Below are 17,673 nucleotides of genomic sequence, written 5' to 3' on the forward strand. Positions count from 1 at the left end.
ATAACAAAATTATGATAAATAAAAATGTCACTACTTGTCGGTATATTTTTATTGATATACATATTCCTTATTTCCCTTTAAACCCTCGATATAAAGCAGTCCGTAACTCTTGCTTGTATTCCTCAATTTCTGGCATATCCAGCTCTTCTGCTAATCGAATTGCTAATTCAATATCATACGGTACACGTACGAGTTGAATGGAAAAGCTCGCTGCTTCTTTTTCATTGTAAATTCCTTCAAAAATTAAATAGGAAGCTTGTGTAATTTCAAGAGGGTTTCCTACACTACCAGCATTACATAACGTTTTCCCTCTGAAATTTTGAACGAACGCTTGGTGAACGTCACCGTAGCAAACGACATCTGCTTTTCTTTCCCCTTCTATATTTTCCGTCAGATCGCTATTTTCGAACATACTAACACGCTCTTCTCTTGAAGCGTGTGGTTGAACTCTTTCATATAAACTTCTCGGTGAAGCGTGGAACATACGAATGAGTTTCCCGCTCATATAAAACTCGATGGAAAATGGTAAACTCCTTAAATACTCATTTTGTTCTTCTGACAGTTGTTTTTGATGCCATTTTAACGCTTCAAATTCAGTTGGCTTTGTAATGAAATCATCCCAGTTCCCCATTACAACTCCTTCACATTCTTTACGAATGATTTCAATCACTTCGCTAGAATGAGGACCTTTTCCTACTAAATCTCCAAGACAAATAATGCGTTCGATTCCTCTTAATTTAATATCTTGCAGTACTGATTCTAAAGCCGGAATATTACCATGAATATCTGAAATTATCGCTATTTTATCCAAATGAATCCCTCCGTTATTTATTGCTTATTATATCCATATGATATGATTGATACCATTTCGGAATATAGGATAAAAAATGATTATGGTCTTCTAAAATTCGGTTTAATCTCTCCTTCATATCATCTACTAAATGCGGTGTGCTTCGGTTCGTCCACACAATATCCGCCGGGAATGTCATCGCTGCATACAATGAGTACAGTTTTCAAAAATAGAGCGACGGTTCACCTTCGCAATAACCGTGAACTTGTCCAACCGCAAAGGGTTTGCTTATTCTCGTAGTAAAAATCGCTACGTTATAAAAATCGTGTATTGGATCGCCAAAATCATATCCACCAAAATCGATAACGATAAATTCATTATTATGAATCATACTATTTGCTGGATGGAAGTCATCGTGTAAAAAGGTGATTGGACGATTTTCCAATAAATTCTTATGATTTTCTACAAAGGTTAATACGGGCTTCAAATCCAGAAATTTCACCTCATAACCTGCTAATGCTTCTATATATCTTTCGTACTTATTCCATCTAATTGTTTCCCATTTATTACTTGCACTTTCTCTTTCAATTGAGTGAATCCTCTTTAGTACTTCTCCTGCTTTTCTTCCTGCATTATACTGTTCTTCCGCCGATAGCTTACTTAAGCCCTCTTCACCATTTACACCTCGGGTCCATTCAAATACTTGAACACATTTATTTAATTCCTCAAGTTTTATGAAATGAATTAACTTCGGCGTTGGAATATGTAATGACTCTAATTGTTTCATATACGTATATTCTTCTTGTTTTCGTTCAAAGTTAACAGCATCACATACTTTTATAAAATACGTTACTCTGTTTTCTAATTCCACTTTATATTTCTCTTCATGTGAAAACCCTTTTGAAATAACTGTACATTTTACAATTCGAGACCACCCTAGTTTTCTCTCTATCTCTCTTAACATTTCTTCCACAAAACTCACCTCTATTAATATACGTACATACTACCTAACACTTCATACTCTCGTTTATTTTTCCCTTTAAATTCCACTGCAAATGGATTTTCACCATTCTTATTCAAATGTTCTAGCACTAGACCTCCCCCTACTGGTTCACAAAACTGCACACTAATACCACCAAACAATACACTTTGACACTCCGCATTCCATTCTTCATTTTTCATGACTGAGCTTGCAGTTAGCTCCATTACTTCTTCCCATTTCCGCACTGTTTCTCGAACATTTTTCACTGCGTAATGAATCGTTTCAATTTGTTGTACTTTGTTTTTATGTTCAGTGATTGTTCCTATGTTACGTAAATCGGTTCTTCTTTCTTCGTCCGTTTCATTCCATTGTATAAAGAAAGGTAATTTCGGTCCGTTCTCTTCTTGCTTTACAAATAACATTTTCCATTCTAAAAGACGGCCATCTTTCCTCATACGTTTTCCTTCAAATGGTCCTATCGTATGTAAGCTGTGCTTGTTAAGCTTAACTGCTAGTTCTTCAATTTCATCTGTTCGAATTGCGATTTGTAGCATCCCTTCTCCATTTTGCAATTTAACAACCGTTTCCTGTACTAATGGATTTTCTGCTTCTTTCGCTTTTTCTTCATGCTTAACTGCTAAAAATTCTATATATGATAAATCAAAGTAACATAAACTATTCCAAGTCCCCCAGTTTGTATGCTCACCGCCTAACGCAGTATGAAAACCTAGTGCCTGCATTTGTTTTGTCGCCTCCTCAGGCGTACAATGAACTGCGTGAACGAGATGATCAAATGTTAACATTTTCTTTCTCCCCTTTCTCTCCATCCTTTTATTGTATATTTTCTTTTTATTTCATTCAATTCAAAAAAATTTAAAACCTAGTTGATTTATATGATTAATATGTATTATAATAAAACAAATTTAAATATTGCTGATTGGAAAAACCAAAGGCACTTTTCTCATACGGGAAAAGTGCCTTTTTATTTATTATTACAGGGGGATTATTTATGCGAAAATTAATTATCTTTGCTATTATCGGATTTTTCGCTCAATTGATTGATGGAGCACTTGGAATGGCGTACGGGGTAACGTCTTCCTCTTTATTATTAATGTTTGGTATCGCACCGGCTGTTGCATCTGCATCGGTTCATTTAGCTGAAGTCGTTACAACTGCGGCTTCTGGTGCATCTCACATCCGATTTGGAAACGTTGATAAATATACAGTTTCCAGACTTACATTACCTGGAGCAATTGGTGCATTTGTTGGGGCATGTTTTTTAAGTAATTTACCTGGCGATGTAATTAAACCGTACATTTCCTTATTTTTATTTACTTTAGGAGTTTATATTTTATTACGATTCATCATTCAAAAACAAATTGTTTCTTCAAATAAGCGTATGTCTGCTAAACAACTTGTACCGCTCGGTCTGTTCGCAGGATTTGTTGATTCAACTGGCGGTGGCGGCTGGGGACCGATTACGACACCTGTTCTTCTTGCAAAAGGAAATGATGCTAGAAAAGTTATTGGATCTGTAGATACGAGCGAATTTCCTGTTTCACTCGCTGCAACAATCGGCTTTTTCATCTCACTTGGCTGGGAACAAATAAGCTGGGTTTGGGTATTCGCCCTAATGCTCGGTGGTATTGTTGCCGCACCAATCGCCGCATGGTTAGTACGCATCGTTCCTTCGCATTTACTTGGCGTACTTGTTGGCGGACTTATTATCTTTACGAATATACGTACATTACTTACATCATTTAAAGTTGATCCAACTATTATTACACTTTCTTATGTTGCAGTTAGCCTTATCGTTATTATCTCTATTTTCATTTCTGTCCGTAACCATTCGAAACATTCAACAATTGGATACCCGGCAAATCAAAAACAAATGCTACCATAATTAAGTAAAATACCGCCCGATTTACTTCGAGCGGTATTCTTTATTTTTCAAGCTTCCAATTTATCATCGTTTCAGTACTATTTACTCTTTTCATATGTAATTTCTCTAATACACGAATTGAACTATCGTTATCAAGGAGTGTCTCCGCTATAATCGTTTCTACTTCTCCTGTCTGAAAAGCCCACTTTATTAATTCATCTACAGATTCTGTAGCATAACCTTTATTCCAATATTTCTCAATAAATCCGTAACCAATTTCTACTGTATGTTGCTCGTTCGATTTCCCTTTAAATCCTATATCACCTAGAACAACATCATCCTCTTTCCGAATAACATACCACGCGCCCCACGGTAATAAAGCCGCATCTTGTTTCACATTTTCTATATGCCCTAAAATATGCGGACCACTATTGTATCCTTGATTATTCGCAATTTGAACCCATTCTTCCGTACACGGGATAATATGTAATCTTTCCGTTTCTAATTTCATAACGACGTCCCCTTTTCAATTAAACAATACTTCAATTTTACTATAAATATATAGAATATTCATTCTTTTTCGCATGCACATATATTTATTCTTTGAAACAAAATAAAAAACTAATCCCCTTTAATAGTTATGTCGAATTATATTTTCTGAATTTTCTTTTAACTTTAAAGGGTTTTTCATTATTTTTTGCGAAACTTTTGTATAACAACTTTTTATTTGTTAATTGTTACATAACAGTAGGTTCGGGTGGAGTTTTGCAAGCGTTTCCTATACAATAACCGATATTTTTTGACTTTTCCCAACAAAATCCCTTGCAATATATTCAGAAAGTCATTACAATTGCCATATATTAAAAATCTTAGCAATATATAAATCCTCATCAATCCGATGAGGTAGAGGTTGCAACTTTTAAGAGTAGAACGGCCGAGACACAGAGAATGTCACCGACTCCGTTTGAAAGGAAAAGTTGCCGAAGTTTATATTTCTTCTCTGGAAATATGAGCTGGGGCTGTCTCCGAAAGGAACAGAACTGTCACGTTTACAAAATTACCGTGTAAACGTGGTGTGCTATCTTAACGGAAGGGTATGATGGGGTGGTTATTTGTGAAACGTTCCGCCTAATTCCTTTGGCGGTTTTTTGTATTTTTCTCCCCCGCTCCTTCCTAACCTACAAGAAAAGGAGTGTTGAACATGAATAGCGCAACAAATCAATCTACCTCTAAAACGCAAACTACACAAGGACAAGGTGAATTAAAACGCGGATTAAAATCTCGTCACCTTACGATGATTTCTCTCGGTGGTACAATCGGTACCGGATTATTTCTTGCCAGTGGTGGTGTTATCCATTCAGCTGGTCCTGGCGGTGCATTAGTCGCATATGCCGCAATTGGAATTATGGTTTATTTTTTAATGACAAGCTTAGCAGAACTCGCGGCTTACATGCCTGTTACTGGATCTTTTAGTACTTATGCAACAAAATTTGTTGATCCATCACTTGGTTTTGCACTTGGATGGAACTATTGGTATAACTGGGCGATTACGATTGCAGCTGAACTAGCGGCCGTAACATTAATTATGAAATTTTGGTTCCCAGATACCCCTTCTCTTATTTGGAGTGGACTTTGTTTAGCTATTATTTTTCTCTTAAACTATTTATCTGTTAAAGGTTTTGGTGAATCTGAATATTGGTTCGCACTTATTAAAGTAGTTACTATTATTATCTTTTTAATTGTCGGTTTTATGATGATTTTTGGAATTATGGGCGGCGAATCTGTCGGCTTTAAAAACTTCACTGTTGCAGATGCACCATTTAATGGCGGCATCATGGCAATTATCGGTGTATTTATGGCAGCTGGTTTCTCATTCCAAGGAACTGAATTATTAGGAGTAGCTGCTGGTGAAACTGCTGATCCAGAACGCAATATTCCGAAAGCAATTCGTTCTATCTTTTGGCGCATTATATTATTCTATATTTTAGCAATTCTTGTTATCGGTTTATTAATTCCTTATACGACTGATAGCCTTGCAGCAAGTGATGTTACAGTAAGTCCATTTACACTAGTATTTGAAAAAGCGGGCGTTGCCTTCGCTGCTTCTGTTATGAACGCTGTTATTTTAACTGCAGTACTTTCTGCTGGTAACTCTGGAATGTACGCATCAACTCGTATGCTTTGGGATTTAGCTCGCCAAGGAAAAGCACCAAAGTTCTTAGGGAAATTAGATAGCCGCGGTGTACCTGTTAACGCATTAATCGCAACATCAGTAGTTGGTAGCGTCGCTTTCATCGCTTCTTTATTCGGTGACGGTGTTGTATACATTTGGTTATTAAATGCTTCTGGGATGTCAGGATTTATTGCTTGGGTAGGGATTGCTATTAGTCATTACCGTTTCCGTAAAGCCTATATTGCACAAGGGAAAGATTTGAAAGATTTACCATATCAAGCGAAATGGTTCCCGTTCGGTCCAATCTTTGCATTTACACTTTGTGTTATTGTTATTTTAGGTCAAAACTACGGAGCATTTACAGGAGCATCTATCGACTGGAATGGTGTACTCGTTTCTTACATCGGTTTACCACTCTTCTTAGTACTATGGTTAGGTTATAAATTTACTAAGAAAACGAAAGTCATTCCACTTGATAAATGTGAACTAAAATAGAGTATAGCAAAACGAGCAAACAAATTTGTTTGCTCGTTTTTTTATTACAATTCCATTTACTTCCCTATTTCTTATCTTTTTGCAATAATAAAGTAAATACACTTAAAGGTTGGGATCACATGAACATTCGTATTACTGATGAAGCAAAAGCTGCTATACATAGATTAGAACGTGAAGGTCAAAAGATCATTCGCATTAGAGGAACTATGACAAACTCTTGCAGTATTTTCGTTGATGTCGATTTAATTTGGGGTACATATCGTGCAGATGATGTTGTATATGAAGATGCGGAGCTTATCGTACAAATGGATTCATTCACGAAAGACTACACTGGTGATACGGTGAAACTTGATTATAAGACGACAGGTTTTAGTATAACGACTCCTAGTGAAACGTTGGTGTATGGATTGTCGATTAAAAAATAAAAATTGTTTTTATCTGACCAATGAGGTGAAAAAATGGGTAAATACGTTCCATTAAAATTTTTATTCAATAAAGAATTAGCAGAAAAAATGGCTGATTCTATTTGTAAACACGAACCTAATTTCTCTAAAAAAAACTTTGTAGATTCTGTAACATGTAAAGTTGAAAATTTAGAGTTAAAGCAACGTGTCGAAGTAATAGCAGATGAATTACACAATGCATTACAAAAAGATTTTAATGAAGCAATACATATATTACTGAAAACATTGGGACCAGAAAATACAACAGAAGTCGGCACATTTACAAAGGGTTATATGTATATGCCTATCGCAAAATACGTTGAAAAATATGGGCTTAACGATTTTGACTCCTCATTCAACGCAATGTATGAAATAACAAAAAGAAATACTGCTGAATATGCCATTCGTCCTTATCTTGAAAAATACCATGAAGAAACCTTAGAAATATTGCAGCAATGGTTACGTGATGAAAACAGCCACATCAGGAGATTAGTTTCAGAAGGTACTAGACCAAGACTTCCTTGGGCAAAAAAAATAAGAGCTCTGAAAGGTGACTTCAGAAATAATTTAAAGCTTCTTGAGCCATTAATGAATGACCCTTCTAAGTATGTTCAAAAATCTGTAGCCAATCACATTAATGATATTACGAAAGAGGATAACGAACTCGTTTTTCAATGGTTGCAACAATTACTCGATAAAAACCATCCTGTTAATCCTTGGATTATGAAACATGGATTAAGAACGATGATAAAAAATGGCACTTTACCAAAAGATTTTTGTTTTTAAGTATTTTAAACAAAAACGCTTATACTTCAAAAATGAAGTATAAGCGTTTTTTCCTTTTGAATAAAGCAATTATAAACGTAAAAAGTGCTTTAAAATTCTTCTTTATACCTTTATTTTACTAGCTCTTCTATGTTATTATTTTTCTTGATTTTTTCTGATGATAGCCAGAGTGAATAACTTGTTCCATCCTTGTTCCTTAAAAATATGTTAAATTCCTTATTGTATAGTTCTTCTTTAAGAATAGTGACTACCTTTCTCAAATCCTCTATTACATATGAATCATTTCTATATTTTATCTCACTGTCATTGAAAACTAAAGTCAATTCATACTCTAGACAATTGCCGTCTTTCGGGTGTGAACAAGTAATATCTTCAATTCCAAAACGATCATTTTGAATTTCATTTAACCTTTCGCCTACTTTTGTTTCAGTTTGAATCAAATATGTCCAATAACCGCTTACGGTGTTTTTCATTGTCAAAAGCAGTTCTTCTTTCGTTATAGCTTTTTGCACATTATAAAAAGGTAAGCCTATAGATTCACCATTATAATCCTCAATTTCAAGTTTTGTTATCTTTCTATTACTCTTCTGAATGAATTGGATTAGAGCATATAAACGATCTAATTCTTTTGATTCAAATTGACTGTAATCAATCTTGTCACTCGTTTTTAAAGTTAATAATAACTTATCAGTTGGTTTCTCCTCTATATAATCATCATCCACTATATATTGAAAAACATTTTTATTTTCAGGTTCCACGTAACCTAATTTTTCAATTTCTTCTAGCATTGGTTTAAATTCCTTATATTCCTCATATGTTTTTTTCCCGTATTGATATTCATCACCTTTTATTGTTGAATATAAGATGCCATCTACCTCTACTCTAAATTGAATATTTTTGTTATTTTTCGCTTGAACAGTATGGTATGTATGTCCCATATTCCCTTCATGTATAGCACCCCAATCTGTTACAACCACATCAATTCCGTGCTTTTTTTTCACATATTTTTTCACCTGATCTTCATCTTCATAATTACAACCACTTAAACATAAGAAACACAACACTAGCAACATTACATTTTTCATTCTTTTCATCTAGCCCCTTACCCTTTTTCCCTAAAAATAAAATATTCCATATATAAACAATACTAAATTATCGAATGTTTTCAAACAATTAAAACGTTTTTATATTCAGTTTATATATCTATTTCTTGTATTAATAAAAATATCCCCATAGATAAGTACATCCAAAGGGATAAAACGGTTCCACTTTTTTATAAACAGTACGACTTTATTGTTATGTAACAGAAATGTGAAATATCATATTTCACAAAATATCTTGGCAAAATGCAGTTTCACTGTATAACCCCATCCAAAATTTGATCGTACTTTCACCTTCCCTAATAACTTCAAAGGATTTTCACTCGATACTCCCGAATATATAAATAACCATTCTCGCAAGGAGCTAATTTATATGAATCTATTCGAACACGAAACATAAAACCGTTCCACTTTAATAAGAGGTCCTCCCTTTTTCTTTTCTTACTATATCATTTATTAACGAAATAGGAGGACAACAATATGAAACGTGATCCATTATTTTCAGCACTATTAGAAAGTGCAAAGACTAACTTTAGTGGCTGGGATTTTTCTTTCATTTCAGAAACTGGCCGTATGAATAGCGAGCCCCTATCATGGTCATACGGTAGCACTGCTTTCCAGCTTATGCAACGTGCAAAATCAATGCTAGATATGGGGACTGGTGGCGGAGAGTTTTTATCTATGTTACAACCGTTCCCGTCAACTATTTATGCGACTGAGGGCTATGCTCCGAATGTCCCAATTGCACGAAAGAAATTAGAACCTTTAGGAGTTATAGTCGTAGAAGTGACTGATGATACTGCTTTACCATTTCAAGATGGTCAGTTTGATTTAATTGTGAATCAACATGAATCCTATTCTGCTTCTGCAGTGAAAAGAATTCTTTCCACCAATGGAACATTTCTTACTCAACAAGTCGGTGGTCTTGATTGTGCGGAACTTAATGAGCAGTTTGGCACACCGCTGAATAGCGAATTTTCAAGTTGGTCACTCAAAACGGCATGTAATGAACTAAAGGAGAATGGATTTACTATTTTAGAGGCGAAGGAAGAGTTCCCTCTTCAGCGTTTTTATGATGTCGGTGCTGTTGTCTATTACTTACAAGCAATTCCGTGGCAAATTCCTGATTTTACAGTAGAAAGCTATAACGAGGAATTGTATCGCATACATAAAATCATCTTGCAAAAAGGATATTTCGATGTGAAGCAACATCGTTTTATTATAAAAGCGAATTATGTAGAGTAAAACTTGAATTAGAATTCCTTGCAAAAAAGCCAAATTCTTTATTGGAATTTGGCTTTTTCTTAGTATTTTAACGCATCTTATCCTATTGAGAAATGAGATGTTTTTCATATCGTTTTTTCGTATCATCTTCTGTCAAAACAGCAGTTGTGTACTCAACAATATTCCGATTATCATACGTAAATATATGCTCTAAATTATTTTCTTCTTTTAATACTCTTGGTAAATATCTTTGCAAATTGCTAACTACACCTCTATTATCACCATCTAATACCCAATCAATTGACTTCCATTCTAATATACCTTCATCAGTGCTTACTGGCGTATCAATATGTATTTCATCTCGTAAATCAGCAAGGAATACATACATTCCCTCACTATCCTGAGACTCGTCTTTATCTTTAAAGATAACATTCCCTTTATAAGTTGCACTTTGCAGCTCTATACCCGTTTCCTCAAACGTTTCTCTAATTACTCCTTCGTATGGAGTTTCATTATCCTCGATTTTCCCTCCAACGCCATTCCACATTCCCATTGTTGGCTTTTTGTTTCTATTTAAAAGGAGTATGTTATCCCCTTTTCTAATGAAGCATATTGTGTACTTATACATATCATCATACCCCTTTCTATTTCCTAACCGTTAACTTACTATAAAAGCGTTAATTATCATCCTCTTTATAGGAGCACCTGCGGATTAAAAGTTACTTCTAATTCATTGCATGTTTTTTGAGGAAGATAAATAAAAATACTAAACTAGTCTAGTATTTTCATTTTTGAAAAAGGATAATATATAAATTCCACCTTGCCAATAACGTTATCTTCTTCAATATAACCTAAACCATTTCGACTATCCTTACTATGTTCACGGTTGTCTCCCATTACAAATAACTTATTTGGCGGAATCTTTGTCTTTTGAAAGTTGTAAAACACTTGTGTATTGTTATATAAATCTTTATTTATATAAGGTTCCTCTTGCTTTTTATCATTTACGTATACAGTTCCATTCGTTATGTTAATTACGTCACCAGGAAGTCCTATTACGCGTTTCACATAATATTTCGACTCATCCTCTTCCTTAATAATGACGATTTCTCCGTGCTGTAAGCTAGAAAAATGTACAGCGGCTTTATTTACAAATACGTAGTCTTCTTCCTGTAAAGTTGGCTGCATTGATTTTCCTTCCACTTTACATAAAGTGAAAGACTGGTACGTTACTACTAGGACAAATATAAATAGTATGTACTTTCCCCAACCTCTCTTAATCTTCTCTTTCATATCCATTCCCACCTTATCAAAACACTTTTCAACTCAAAAATATATCACTGCACCTGTTCATTTGCGCAGTGATATACTACAATTTGAATTTTTTACTGTGCCTTATTCGGCTGTTGTGCTACTGGGACTGGACTTACACCCGATCTCTGCGTTTTCAAATCAAAATATGCATCCAAAATTTCTTTACCAATTGCAGAATTAATACCTGATTTATCATTATTCACCCATGGCACAACAACAGAAAAAGCGACTTCCGGATCAGCATCATATGGCGCATACCCGGCGAGAGTTAAATTATAACATTTTTTTCGATAGTTGTTTTCATCTCTGCCAATATCACTTTCTCCACCGTACACTGTTTCTGCTGTTCCTGTTTTTCCAGCCGGTTTATAAGGTAATCCTTTAAAAGTTCCAGCACCTGTCCCATCAGTCTCCTGGAAAACTCTTCTAAATCCTTCTTTCACATGATTTATATATGACAGATCCATATCCACTCGGTTTAATACGACTGGTCCCATCGAGTGAATAACTTTTCCGACTTCCTCTGGTCTATTTGGTTGCTCTCTAATTTCTTGTACAATTTGTGGTTTCATTCGGTAACCACCATTTGCAATCGTTGACATATATTGAGCAAGCTGCAGCGGCGTATATGTGTCATATTGTCCAATCGCATAATCAAGTAAAAAACCAGGTATATTATCAGTTCTACCCATTTGACCAATCGATTCATTTGGCAGGTCAATACCAGTTGGCACACCTAAACCAAATTGTCTAAAGTAATAGCGCATTTTATTAAACGCTTCTTGTTTAATATCTAGCGGATTGTTTGGTACATAATCAATCCCCGCAATCTTTAACGCCGTATTAAACATGTAGACATTGGATGAAACTTGCAATGCTCTTAAATCATCAATATCTCCAAAGTCTTTCCAAGATTTCTTCGGCTTCAAACTTCCTTTAAAGTACATTGGTGCATCAAAGAAATGCGTATATGGCTTAATCGCTCCTGTTTGATATCCCGCTAATACCGTAGCTCCTTTCACCGTCGATCCTAACTCATAAGAGCTTATCATCGTTCCTAATGCATAGTCTTCTATTTGCATTCCGCCGTCTTTATTTACAATTTTTTTTCCTGCTAATGATAGAATTTGACCATTTTTCGGATTCATCATAACGACGAATGCACGATCCATCATCGGTTCTGAAGAATGAAATGCCCTTAAATTCCTTTCAAGACTTTCCTCCACCTTTTTCTGTAAATCCATATCAACTGTTAACATTAAATTATTTCCACTTTTTCCTTTTGTCACTTTTTCAGTTCGAATAATATTTCCAGCTTTATCAGTAATATTTTTAGACTGTTCTTTCGTTCCATGTAACATATCTTCGTATTGTTTTTCGATGTAACTCTTACCAATACGATCATTCCTGTTATAATCTCGTACTAAATAATAGTCTAATTGCTCCCTTGGTAATCCCTCATTCTCAGTAGAAACACTACCAAGTACAGAACGTAGTATTTTATCATTTGGATATTCTCGCTCCCAATCCACAGTCGTATCTACGCCTGGCAAGATCGATAATCTTTCACTCACTACTGCATATTCATTTTGACTTACATCTTTTTTGACGATTTGTGGCGTCATTTTATATCCCGCATTCATTTTGCTTTTAATTGCTAGTACTTCTATATCCTCTTTCGAAAGCTCGTTTAATTCTTCTTGTGTAATTCTTTCTCGTCTCAACTCTTCTACTTTCTTATCTAAGTCTTTCCCTTCTATTTCCTGCTTCCTAAATTTACTCTCATCTTCTTTCGTTACTTTTGTTGCTGCGCGTTTTTCATTTAACTGCATCCAAAAGTCTTTTTTATCTGTCTCTGTTAACTTTTCCATATCTTCTTGTGGCATTTCAATTAGCTTTGCTAAATTTCTTGCCACTATTAAAACCTCTTTTGAGTCCACTCCTTTCATCTTCGTATATGTAACAGTTCGTAACGGTTTATTATTTACAATAACTTTCCCTTCCCGATCAAACATCTTCCCTCTCGGAACTGGAGTACTCACCGTTACATCTTCCTTTTTATTCACTTCATTTCGATACGTTTCTCCGTCAATGATTTGTACTTTACCTAATTGAATAATAATAGCTGAAAATAAAAGAAACACGATAAAAAATAGTACATTTAACCGAAACGGAATATGAGTCTTTTTCTTTTTCGACTGTTTCTGCTTCTCCTTTTTCTGTCTCATTTTGCTCCCTCGCTTCATTCTATTAACATTTCTCTACATAAAACATACGTTCACTACAGTGCAATCAAATACATCATTATGTATCAAATTTAATTTTATGATATATATAGAATTTTATATTAATTACAAAAGAAATAAAAGATTTAATTTTCAGTTTTTGTATTTTATATCCTATTTATTACCATTCCCCTTAATACTCAATAACATGAATATAATTCATACAAAAAAACTGAGGTGGACATCATTCACCTCAGTTTCTTTACGAAAACAAAAACTTATTTAATCGAAGATAACCCTTTGGCAAATTCACCAATCTTATTTTGAAAAATAAAATCAAAATTGTATTCTTGTCCCGTTAATTCTTCATTTACTAAAATTGTTGTTGCGCCTACTTCTCTCTTTGCGATTTCTGGGAATGACGCGACAGGCTGTACTTTGAGTGACGTCCCCATTACAAGAAGTACATCTGTTTCATATAAACGTTTGATCGCATTTTGATACTGAGGTAACGTATCTCCGTATAAAACAACATCTGGATTTAGTATGAAATTACACTTCTCACAACGCGGCACTTCATGATCAATCATATATTGTAAATCATATCCCGTTTTACACTTCGGACAATGCGCTGTTTGAAGCGTTCCATGTAAATCAATTACATGTTTACTACCACCTACTTGATGCAAACCATCAATATTTTGCGTTAAAATCGTTATGTCTTTCCCTTGTTCTTCTAGTTCCGCTAAAAAGCGATGCCCACGATTTGGTTTATATTGATGAAACGTATTAATTTGAAAGATTTCTTTATAATGCTTCCAAAACTCTTTCGGATTTCTATTATAATAGCCTCTCGACAAATACATCTCTACATTCGCATCAGCATATAATCCATTTGCTGAACGAAAATCAGGGATTCCACTTTCCGTACTTGCACCAGCACCTGTCAACACTGTAATTTTCTTCGCCTTTTCTAATATTGAACGTACTTCCTCATATTGCTGCACAAAAATCACCTCTATGTATTTTCCTATACTTATTATACCAGTTGTTTACAGTAGGTGTTGTACAATTCGGTTTACTTACTACGTTGCATTATCTAAACCCAAACTTTTTTGGGCGTAATTAAAGTTTCCAAGATAACTACTGTTCAATTAAAATACAGTTATTTAATTTTAATTCCGCAAACTGGCATAAAACCTTTCGAAAATTCAAACCAGCTCTAAGAATAATTGTTTATCTTGTCAACTACCCCCACTGAGATGAAACGTTTCAGTGGGGGCTTTGACGATTTTTCAATTCATTTAAAAAGTAGCCAGAAGGCTGCTTTTCTTCATCGATGGGCTTAGATAGTTATGGACTACTGGGAGCCTCTTAAGTTATACTTGTATAATATAAAAAATTAATAAGGGGTAATATTAACATTATGAAAGAAAAAAACGAACTTGTTCAAAGTATTCCTCAAACAGGATTTTTTGGGCATCCAAAAGGATTATTCTCTTTATTCTTCACTGAGTTTTGGGAAAGGTTTTCTCATTATGGAATGAGAGCTATTTTACTGTATTATATGTACTATTCGGTCGCAAAAGGTGGATTAGGCATTGATCAATCTACCGCAACCTCGATAATGGCAATTTACGGTTCCTTACTGTTCATGTCTAGTATTATCGGTGGATGGATATCGGATCGTTTATTTGGTCCAAGTAAAACCGTATTCTTTGGTGGCGTTTTAATTATGATTGGCCATCTTATTTTAGCTTTACCGGGTAGTAAAAGTGCGTTATTTATCTCTATGGTCTTCTTAGTTCTAGGAACAGGGTTGTTAAAGCCTAACATATCGAACATCGTAGGAAGTTTATACAGTGAAACAGATGCGCGTCGTGACTCAGGGTTCAGTATATTCTACATGGGTATTAACTTAGGTGCCTTACTTGCACCTTTAGTTGTCGGAACATTAGGTCAGCAATATAATTTCCACCTTGGTTTTGGAGTTGCCGCAATTGGTATGGCAATTGGGTTAGGGGTATTTGTTGGAACAAAACAGAAAAACCTTGGTCTAGTCGGTACACAAGTACCTAATCCATTATCAGATTCGGAAAGAAAAAAGACTATTAAGTATTTCAGTGTTGGTCTGATTGTATTAATATTGCTAGGTGTGGTTACAATTCCAACTGGGTTGTTAACTATAAATCGTTTTACATTCTTGATTAGTATCTTAGGGATTGTTATTCCAGCCTATTATTTCATTTATATGTATCGTAGTCCTAAAACAACAAAAGTAGAGCAATCTCGTCTTCTTGCGTATATACCACTCTTTATTGCAGCTACAATATTTTGGTCTATACAAGAACAAGGTGCTATTATCTTAGCGACATACGCGGATCAACGAACTCAATTACAGTTCAATGGAATTACATTGCATTCCGCTTGGTTCCAATCATTAAGTCCAATCTTTATCGTAACGCTTGCCCCGATTTTTGCATGGGTTTGGATAAAGTTAGGCAAGAAGCAGCCTTCAACGGCAAAAAAATTCGCTATTGGATTGCTATTTGCAGGTTTCTCATTCTTAGTTATGATTATTCCGGCTTTAATCAACGGTACTCACTCTTTAGTGAATCCTATGTGGTTAGTCCTTAGCTTCTTTTTAATTGTAATTGGAGAAGTTTGTTTATCTCCTTCAGGGTTATCAATAACGACGAAGCTGGCTCCAGCTGCTTTCTCTTCGCAAACCATGAGCTTATGGTTCTTATCAACTGCGTCTGCGCAAGCAATAAATGCCCAAGTTGTTAAACTGTATAATCCTGCAACAGAAGCAATTTACTTTGGTGTTATTGGTACTATCTCCATTTTAGTTAGCATCCTGCTGTTTGCATTATCATCAAAAATCCAAAATTTCATGAAGGGACTTCAATAACGGTCTCTTATTGAAATGAACAAATACAAGTTTCTATGTGAAGAGTAGCCAAACGGGTTACTCTTTTTTTGTATAACCATAGTAATATCCATTACGTATTTTTGATTTTGTTTTTCTGCTTGAAACTCTCGGTTCAAATGGTTTTTAAATACCACAGATGTTTTTCTTCCATAAAACGGACGTTTTTTTCTGATGATAGATTGAACGCCCAGCTCTCTCATCAGACGGCAAACACGTTTATGATTCATTATCATTCCTTCCCGCGTAGATTTGGATTGCGCTTTTTTAAATACTCAACCTGCGCCTTCAAATAAGTATTTTCTTCTTCAAGACTATTAAAATTCTTTCAATTCCAAACACCACGTTGTTTCTCAAATGACTCCCCTTGTTGAGCTCGTTTTACCCACTCTACAATTTGAGCATCACTCTTCACACCAAGTTGTTCACGAATTTCTCGTAATGATTTTCCTTCTTCTAATCGAAGACGAACTACCTCTCGCTTTAGTTCTTCTGTATATTTTTGAAATGATTTTCCTTTTTTTACTATAAAAAAATCCCCTCCGGATAAACCAGTATTGAGTCCATCATGCCAGATGGACTCTTTTTTTACTGTCTACCTATAGGGGATAATACCAATGCCTCTCTTTTATATTTGGAATTCTGCTTGTTGTTCTTCCGTAATAGTCTCATATCCGTCAGGGTTAACTGTATTACTAAAGATTAACTTAGCTGATGTAATCTCCTCAGGCTTCCCTTTAATAATAAGACCTACACTTCCCTCTTTTTTTACTTTACCATAAAATTTACTATCATTATCTTCTCTTTCCCAAATGAAATCATTTCCAATTGCATCCAGCTGTTCACCATTGTTCAGAACAACTTTTTGAAGACCATAGAAGTCTACATTTTGATCACTAGTGTTTTCTACACTGTACTGAATTTGTATGTAATTTAGATCCTCAGGCAACTTGTTCCCGCCTGTATATTGAAGTAAAAATTCTGTCATAGACTTATTAACTTTATTAAGCTTAATAATCTTCATATCTTTTACAGTATATTTAATAGGTGCAATATCTACAGTTTGGTTAACTTCTTTAATTTTCATTAATTCGGCTTCATTACCATCTGATTTGGCTTTCTGTCCTACTTTAGATAAGTTTACAGTACCTTTCTCCTCTTTTTCGGACTTGTTAGAAACATCTTTTTGCTCAGCAGAAGTTGCTTTTTCCTTATCCTCTGTGGATGCTTTTTCATTTCCACAACCTGTAAGAATGCTTCCAGTCAGCATGATGCTGCCTAATAAAATTGAAATTTGTTTTTTCATAATGTACCCTCCATGGTGTTT

At 34.8% G+C, this 17,673-nt stretch carries 15 protein-coding genes, 2 pseudogenes and 1 riboswitch; of the genes and pseudogenes, 6 read left to right on the forward strand and 11 right to left on the reverse strand.

Annotation, left to right across the window (positions count from 1 at the left end; translation table 11 throughout):
• Positions 1 to 67 precede the first annotated feature (67 nt).
• From EXW56_RS14670 to EXW56_RS14680, 3 genes and pseudogenes are all read right to left on the reverse strand, one after another.
• Positions 68 to 811, reverse strand: a complete 744-nt coding sequence (locus EXW56_RS14670) for a metallophosphoesterase family protein (protein WP_215596686.1) — start codon at positions 809 to 811, stop codon at positions 68 to 70.
• A 13-nt stretch (positions 812 to 824) separates the two neighbouring features.
• Positions 825 to 1,763: pseudogene (locus tag EXW56_RS14675) on the reverse strand (aminoglycoside phosphotransferase family protein).
• Between the two features lie 14 nt (positions 1,764 to 1,777).
• On the reverse strand, positions 1,778 to 2,575 hold the full coding sequence (locus EXW56_RS14680; protein ID WP_215596687.1) for a VOC family protein: 798 nt from the start codon (positions 2,573 to 2,575) through the stop codon (positions 1,778 to 1,780).
• A gap of 206 nt (positions 2,576 to 2,781) precedes the next feature.
• Here EXW56_RS14680 and EXW56_RS14685 point away from each other — a divergent pair, with 206 nt between their 5' ends.
• Positions 2,782 to 3,675, forward strand: a complete 894-nt coding sequence (locus EXW56_RS14685) for a sulfite exporter TauE/SafE family protein (RefSeq protein WP_215596688.1) — start codon at positions 2,782 to 2,784, stop codon at positions 3,673 to 3,675.
• A gap of 40 nt (positions 3,676 to 3,715) precedes the next feature.
• Here the strand turns inward: EXW56_RS14685 and EXW56_RS14690 are convergent, their stop codons facing one another.
• The gene (locus EXW56_RS14690; RefSeq protein ID WP_215596689.1) at positions 3,716 to 4,165 is read right to left on the reverse strand and encodes a GNAT family N-acetyltransferase; all 450 of its coding nucleotides are present in this window, start codon (positions 4,163 to 4,165) and stop codon (positions 3,716 to 3,718) included.
• A 385-nt stretch (positions 4,166 to 4,550) separates the two neighbouring features.
• A riboswitch (Lysine riboswitch) is annotated at positions 4,551 to 4,743 on the forward strand.
• A gap of 112 nt (positions 4,744 to 4,855) precedes the next feature.
• Between EXW56_RS14690 and EXW56_RS14695 the strand changes: the two genes are divergently transcribed.
• From EXW56_RS14695 to EXW56_RS14705, 3 genes are all read left to right on the forward strand, one after another.
• On the forward strand, positions 4,856 to 6,322 hold the full coding sequence (locus EXW56_RS14695; RefSeq protein WP_016095732.1) for an amino acid permease: 1,467 nt from the start codon (positions 4,856 to 4,858) through the stop codon (positions 6,320 to 6,322).
• 119 nt (positions 6,323 to 6,441) lie between these two features.
• The gene (locus EXW56_RS14700) at positions 6,442 to 6,747 is read left to right on the forward strand and encodes an iron-sulfur cluster biosynthesis family protein (protein WP_215596690.1); all 306 of its coding nucleotides are present in this window, start codon (positions 6,442 to 6,444) and stop codon (positions 6,745 to 6,747) included.
• Between the two features lie 33 nt (positions 6,748 to 6,780).
• Entirely contained in the window at positions 6,781 to 7,551 is a 771-nt protein-coding gene (locus tag EXW56_RS14705; RefSeq protein ID WP_215596691.1) for a DNA alkylation repair protein, read from the forward strand.
• Positions 7,552 to 7,661: 110 nt separating this feature from the next.
• Here the strand turns inward: EXW56_RS14705 and EXW56_RS14710 are convergent, their stop codons facing one another.
• The gene (locus EXW56_RS14710) at positions 7,662 to 8,645 is read right to left on the reverse strand and encodes a hypothetical protein (RefSeq protein ID WP_002200025.1); all 984 of its coding nucleotides are present in this window, start codon (positions 8,643 to 8,645) and stop codon (positions 7,662 to 7,664) included.
• A 486-nt stretch (positions 8,646 to 9,131) separates the two neighbouring features.
• Between EXW56_RS14710 and EXW56_RS14715 the strand changes: the two genes are divergently transcribed.
• Entirely contained in the window at positions 9,132 to 9,896 is a 765-nt protein-coding gene (locus EXW56_RS14715; protein ID WP_215596692.1) for a class I SAM-dependent methyltransferase, read from the forward strand.
• Positions 9,897 to 9,978: 82 nt separating this feature from the next.
• On the opposite strand, the gene EXW56_RS14720 is transcribed toward EXW56_RS14715, so the two are convergent.
• The 4 genes from EXW56_RS14720 to EXW56_RS14735 all read right to left on the reverse strand — a co-directional run bounded on the left by EXW56_RS14720 (position 9,979) and on the right by EXW56_RS14735 (position 14,421).
• Positions 9,979 to 10,503: an NUDIX hydrolase gene (locus EXW56_RS14720; RefSeq protein ID WP_215557114.1), complete on the reverse strand. Its 525-nt coding sequence runs from the start codon at positions 10,501 to 10,503 to the stop codon at positions 9,979 to 9,981.
• A 143-nt stretch (positions 10,504 to 10,646) separates the two neighbouring features.
• A complete protein-coding gene (gene lepB, locus EXW56_RS14725; RefSeq protein WP_002110612.1) occupies positions 10,647 to 11,168 on the reverse strand; it encodes a signal peptidase I in 522 nt (173 codons plus the stop codon).
• A 92-nt stretch (positions 11,169 to 11,260) separates the two neighbouring features.
• Positions 11,261 to 13,435 carry a peptidoglycan D,D-transpeptidase FtsI family protein gene (locus EXW56_RS14730; protein ID WP_215596693.1) on the reverse strand — a complete coding sequence of 725 codons (2,175 nt, stop codon included), beginning with the start codon at positions 13,433 to 13,435 and terminating at the stop codon, positions 11,261 to 11,263.
• Between the two features lie 257 nt (positions 13,436 to 13,692).
• Entirely contained in the window at positions 13,693 to 14,421 is a 729-nt protein-coding gene (locus EXW56_RS14735; protein ID WP_215557116.1) for an NAD-dependent protein deacylase, read from the reverse strand.
• Between the two features lie 419 nt (positions 14,422 to 14,840).
• Here EXW56_RS14735 and EXW56_RS14740 point away from each other — a divergent pair, with 419 nt between their 5' ends.
• Positions 14,841 to 16,328 (forward strand): peptide MFS transporter, encoded by a 1,488-nt coding sequence (locus EXW56_RS14740; protein ID WP_215596694.1) that lies wholly within the window; start codon positions 14,841 to 14,843, stop codon positions 16,326 to 16,328.
• A gap of 74 nt (positions 16,329 to 16,402) precedes the next feature.
• Here the strand turns inward: EXW56_RS14740 and EXW56_RS14745 are convergent.
• Positions 16,403 to 16,875, reverse strand: a pseudogene (locus tag EXW56_RS14745) (transposase); the annotation flags it as partial.
• A 99-nt stretch (positions 16,876 to 16,974) separates the two neighbouring features.
• Positions 16,975 to 17,652, reverse strand: a complete 678-nt coding sequence (locus tag EXW56_RS14750; protein ID WP_002161265.1) for a hypothetical protein — start codon at positions 17,650 to 17,652, stop codon at positions 16,975 to 16,977.
• Between the last annotated feature and the right edge of the window lie 21 nt (positions 17,653 to 17,673).

This window comes from Bacillus mycoides, assembly GCF_018742245.1.
Taxonomy (GTDB): Bacteria; Bacillota; Bacilli; order Bacillales; family Bacillaceae_G; genus Bacillus_A; species Bacillus_A cereus_U.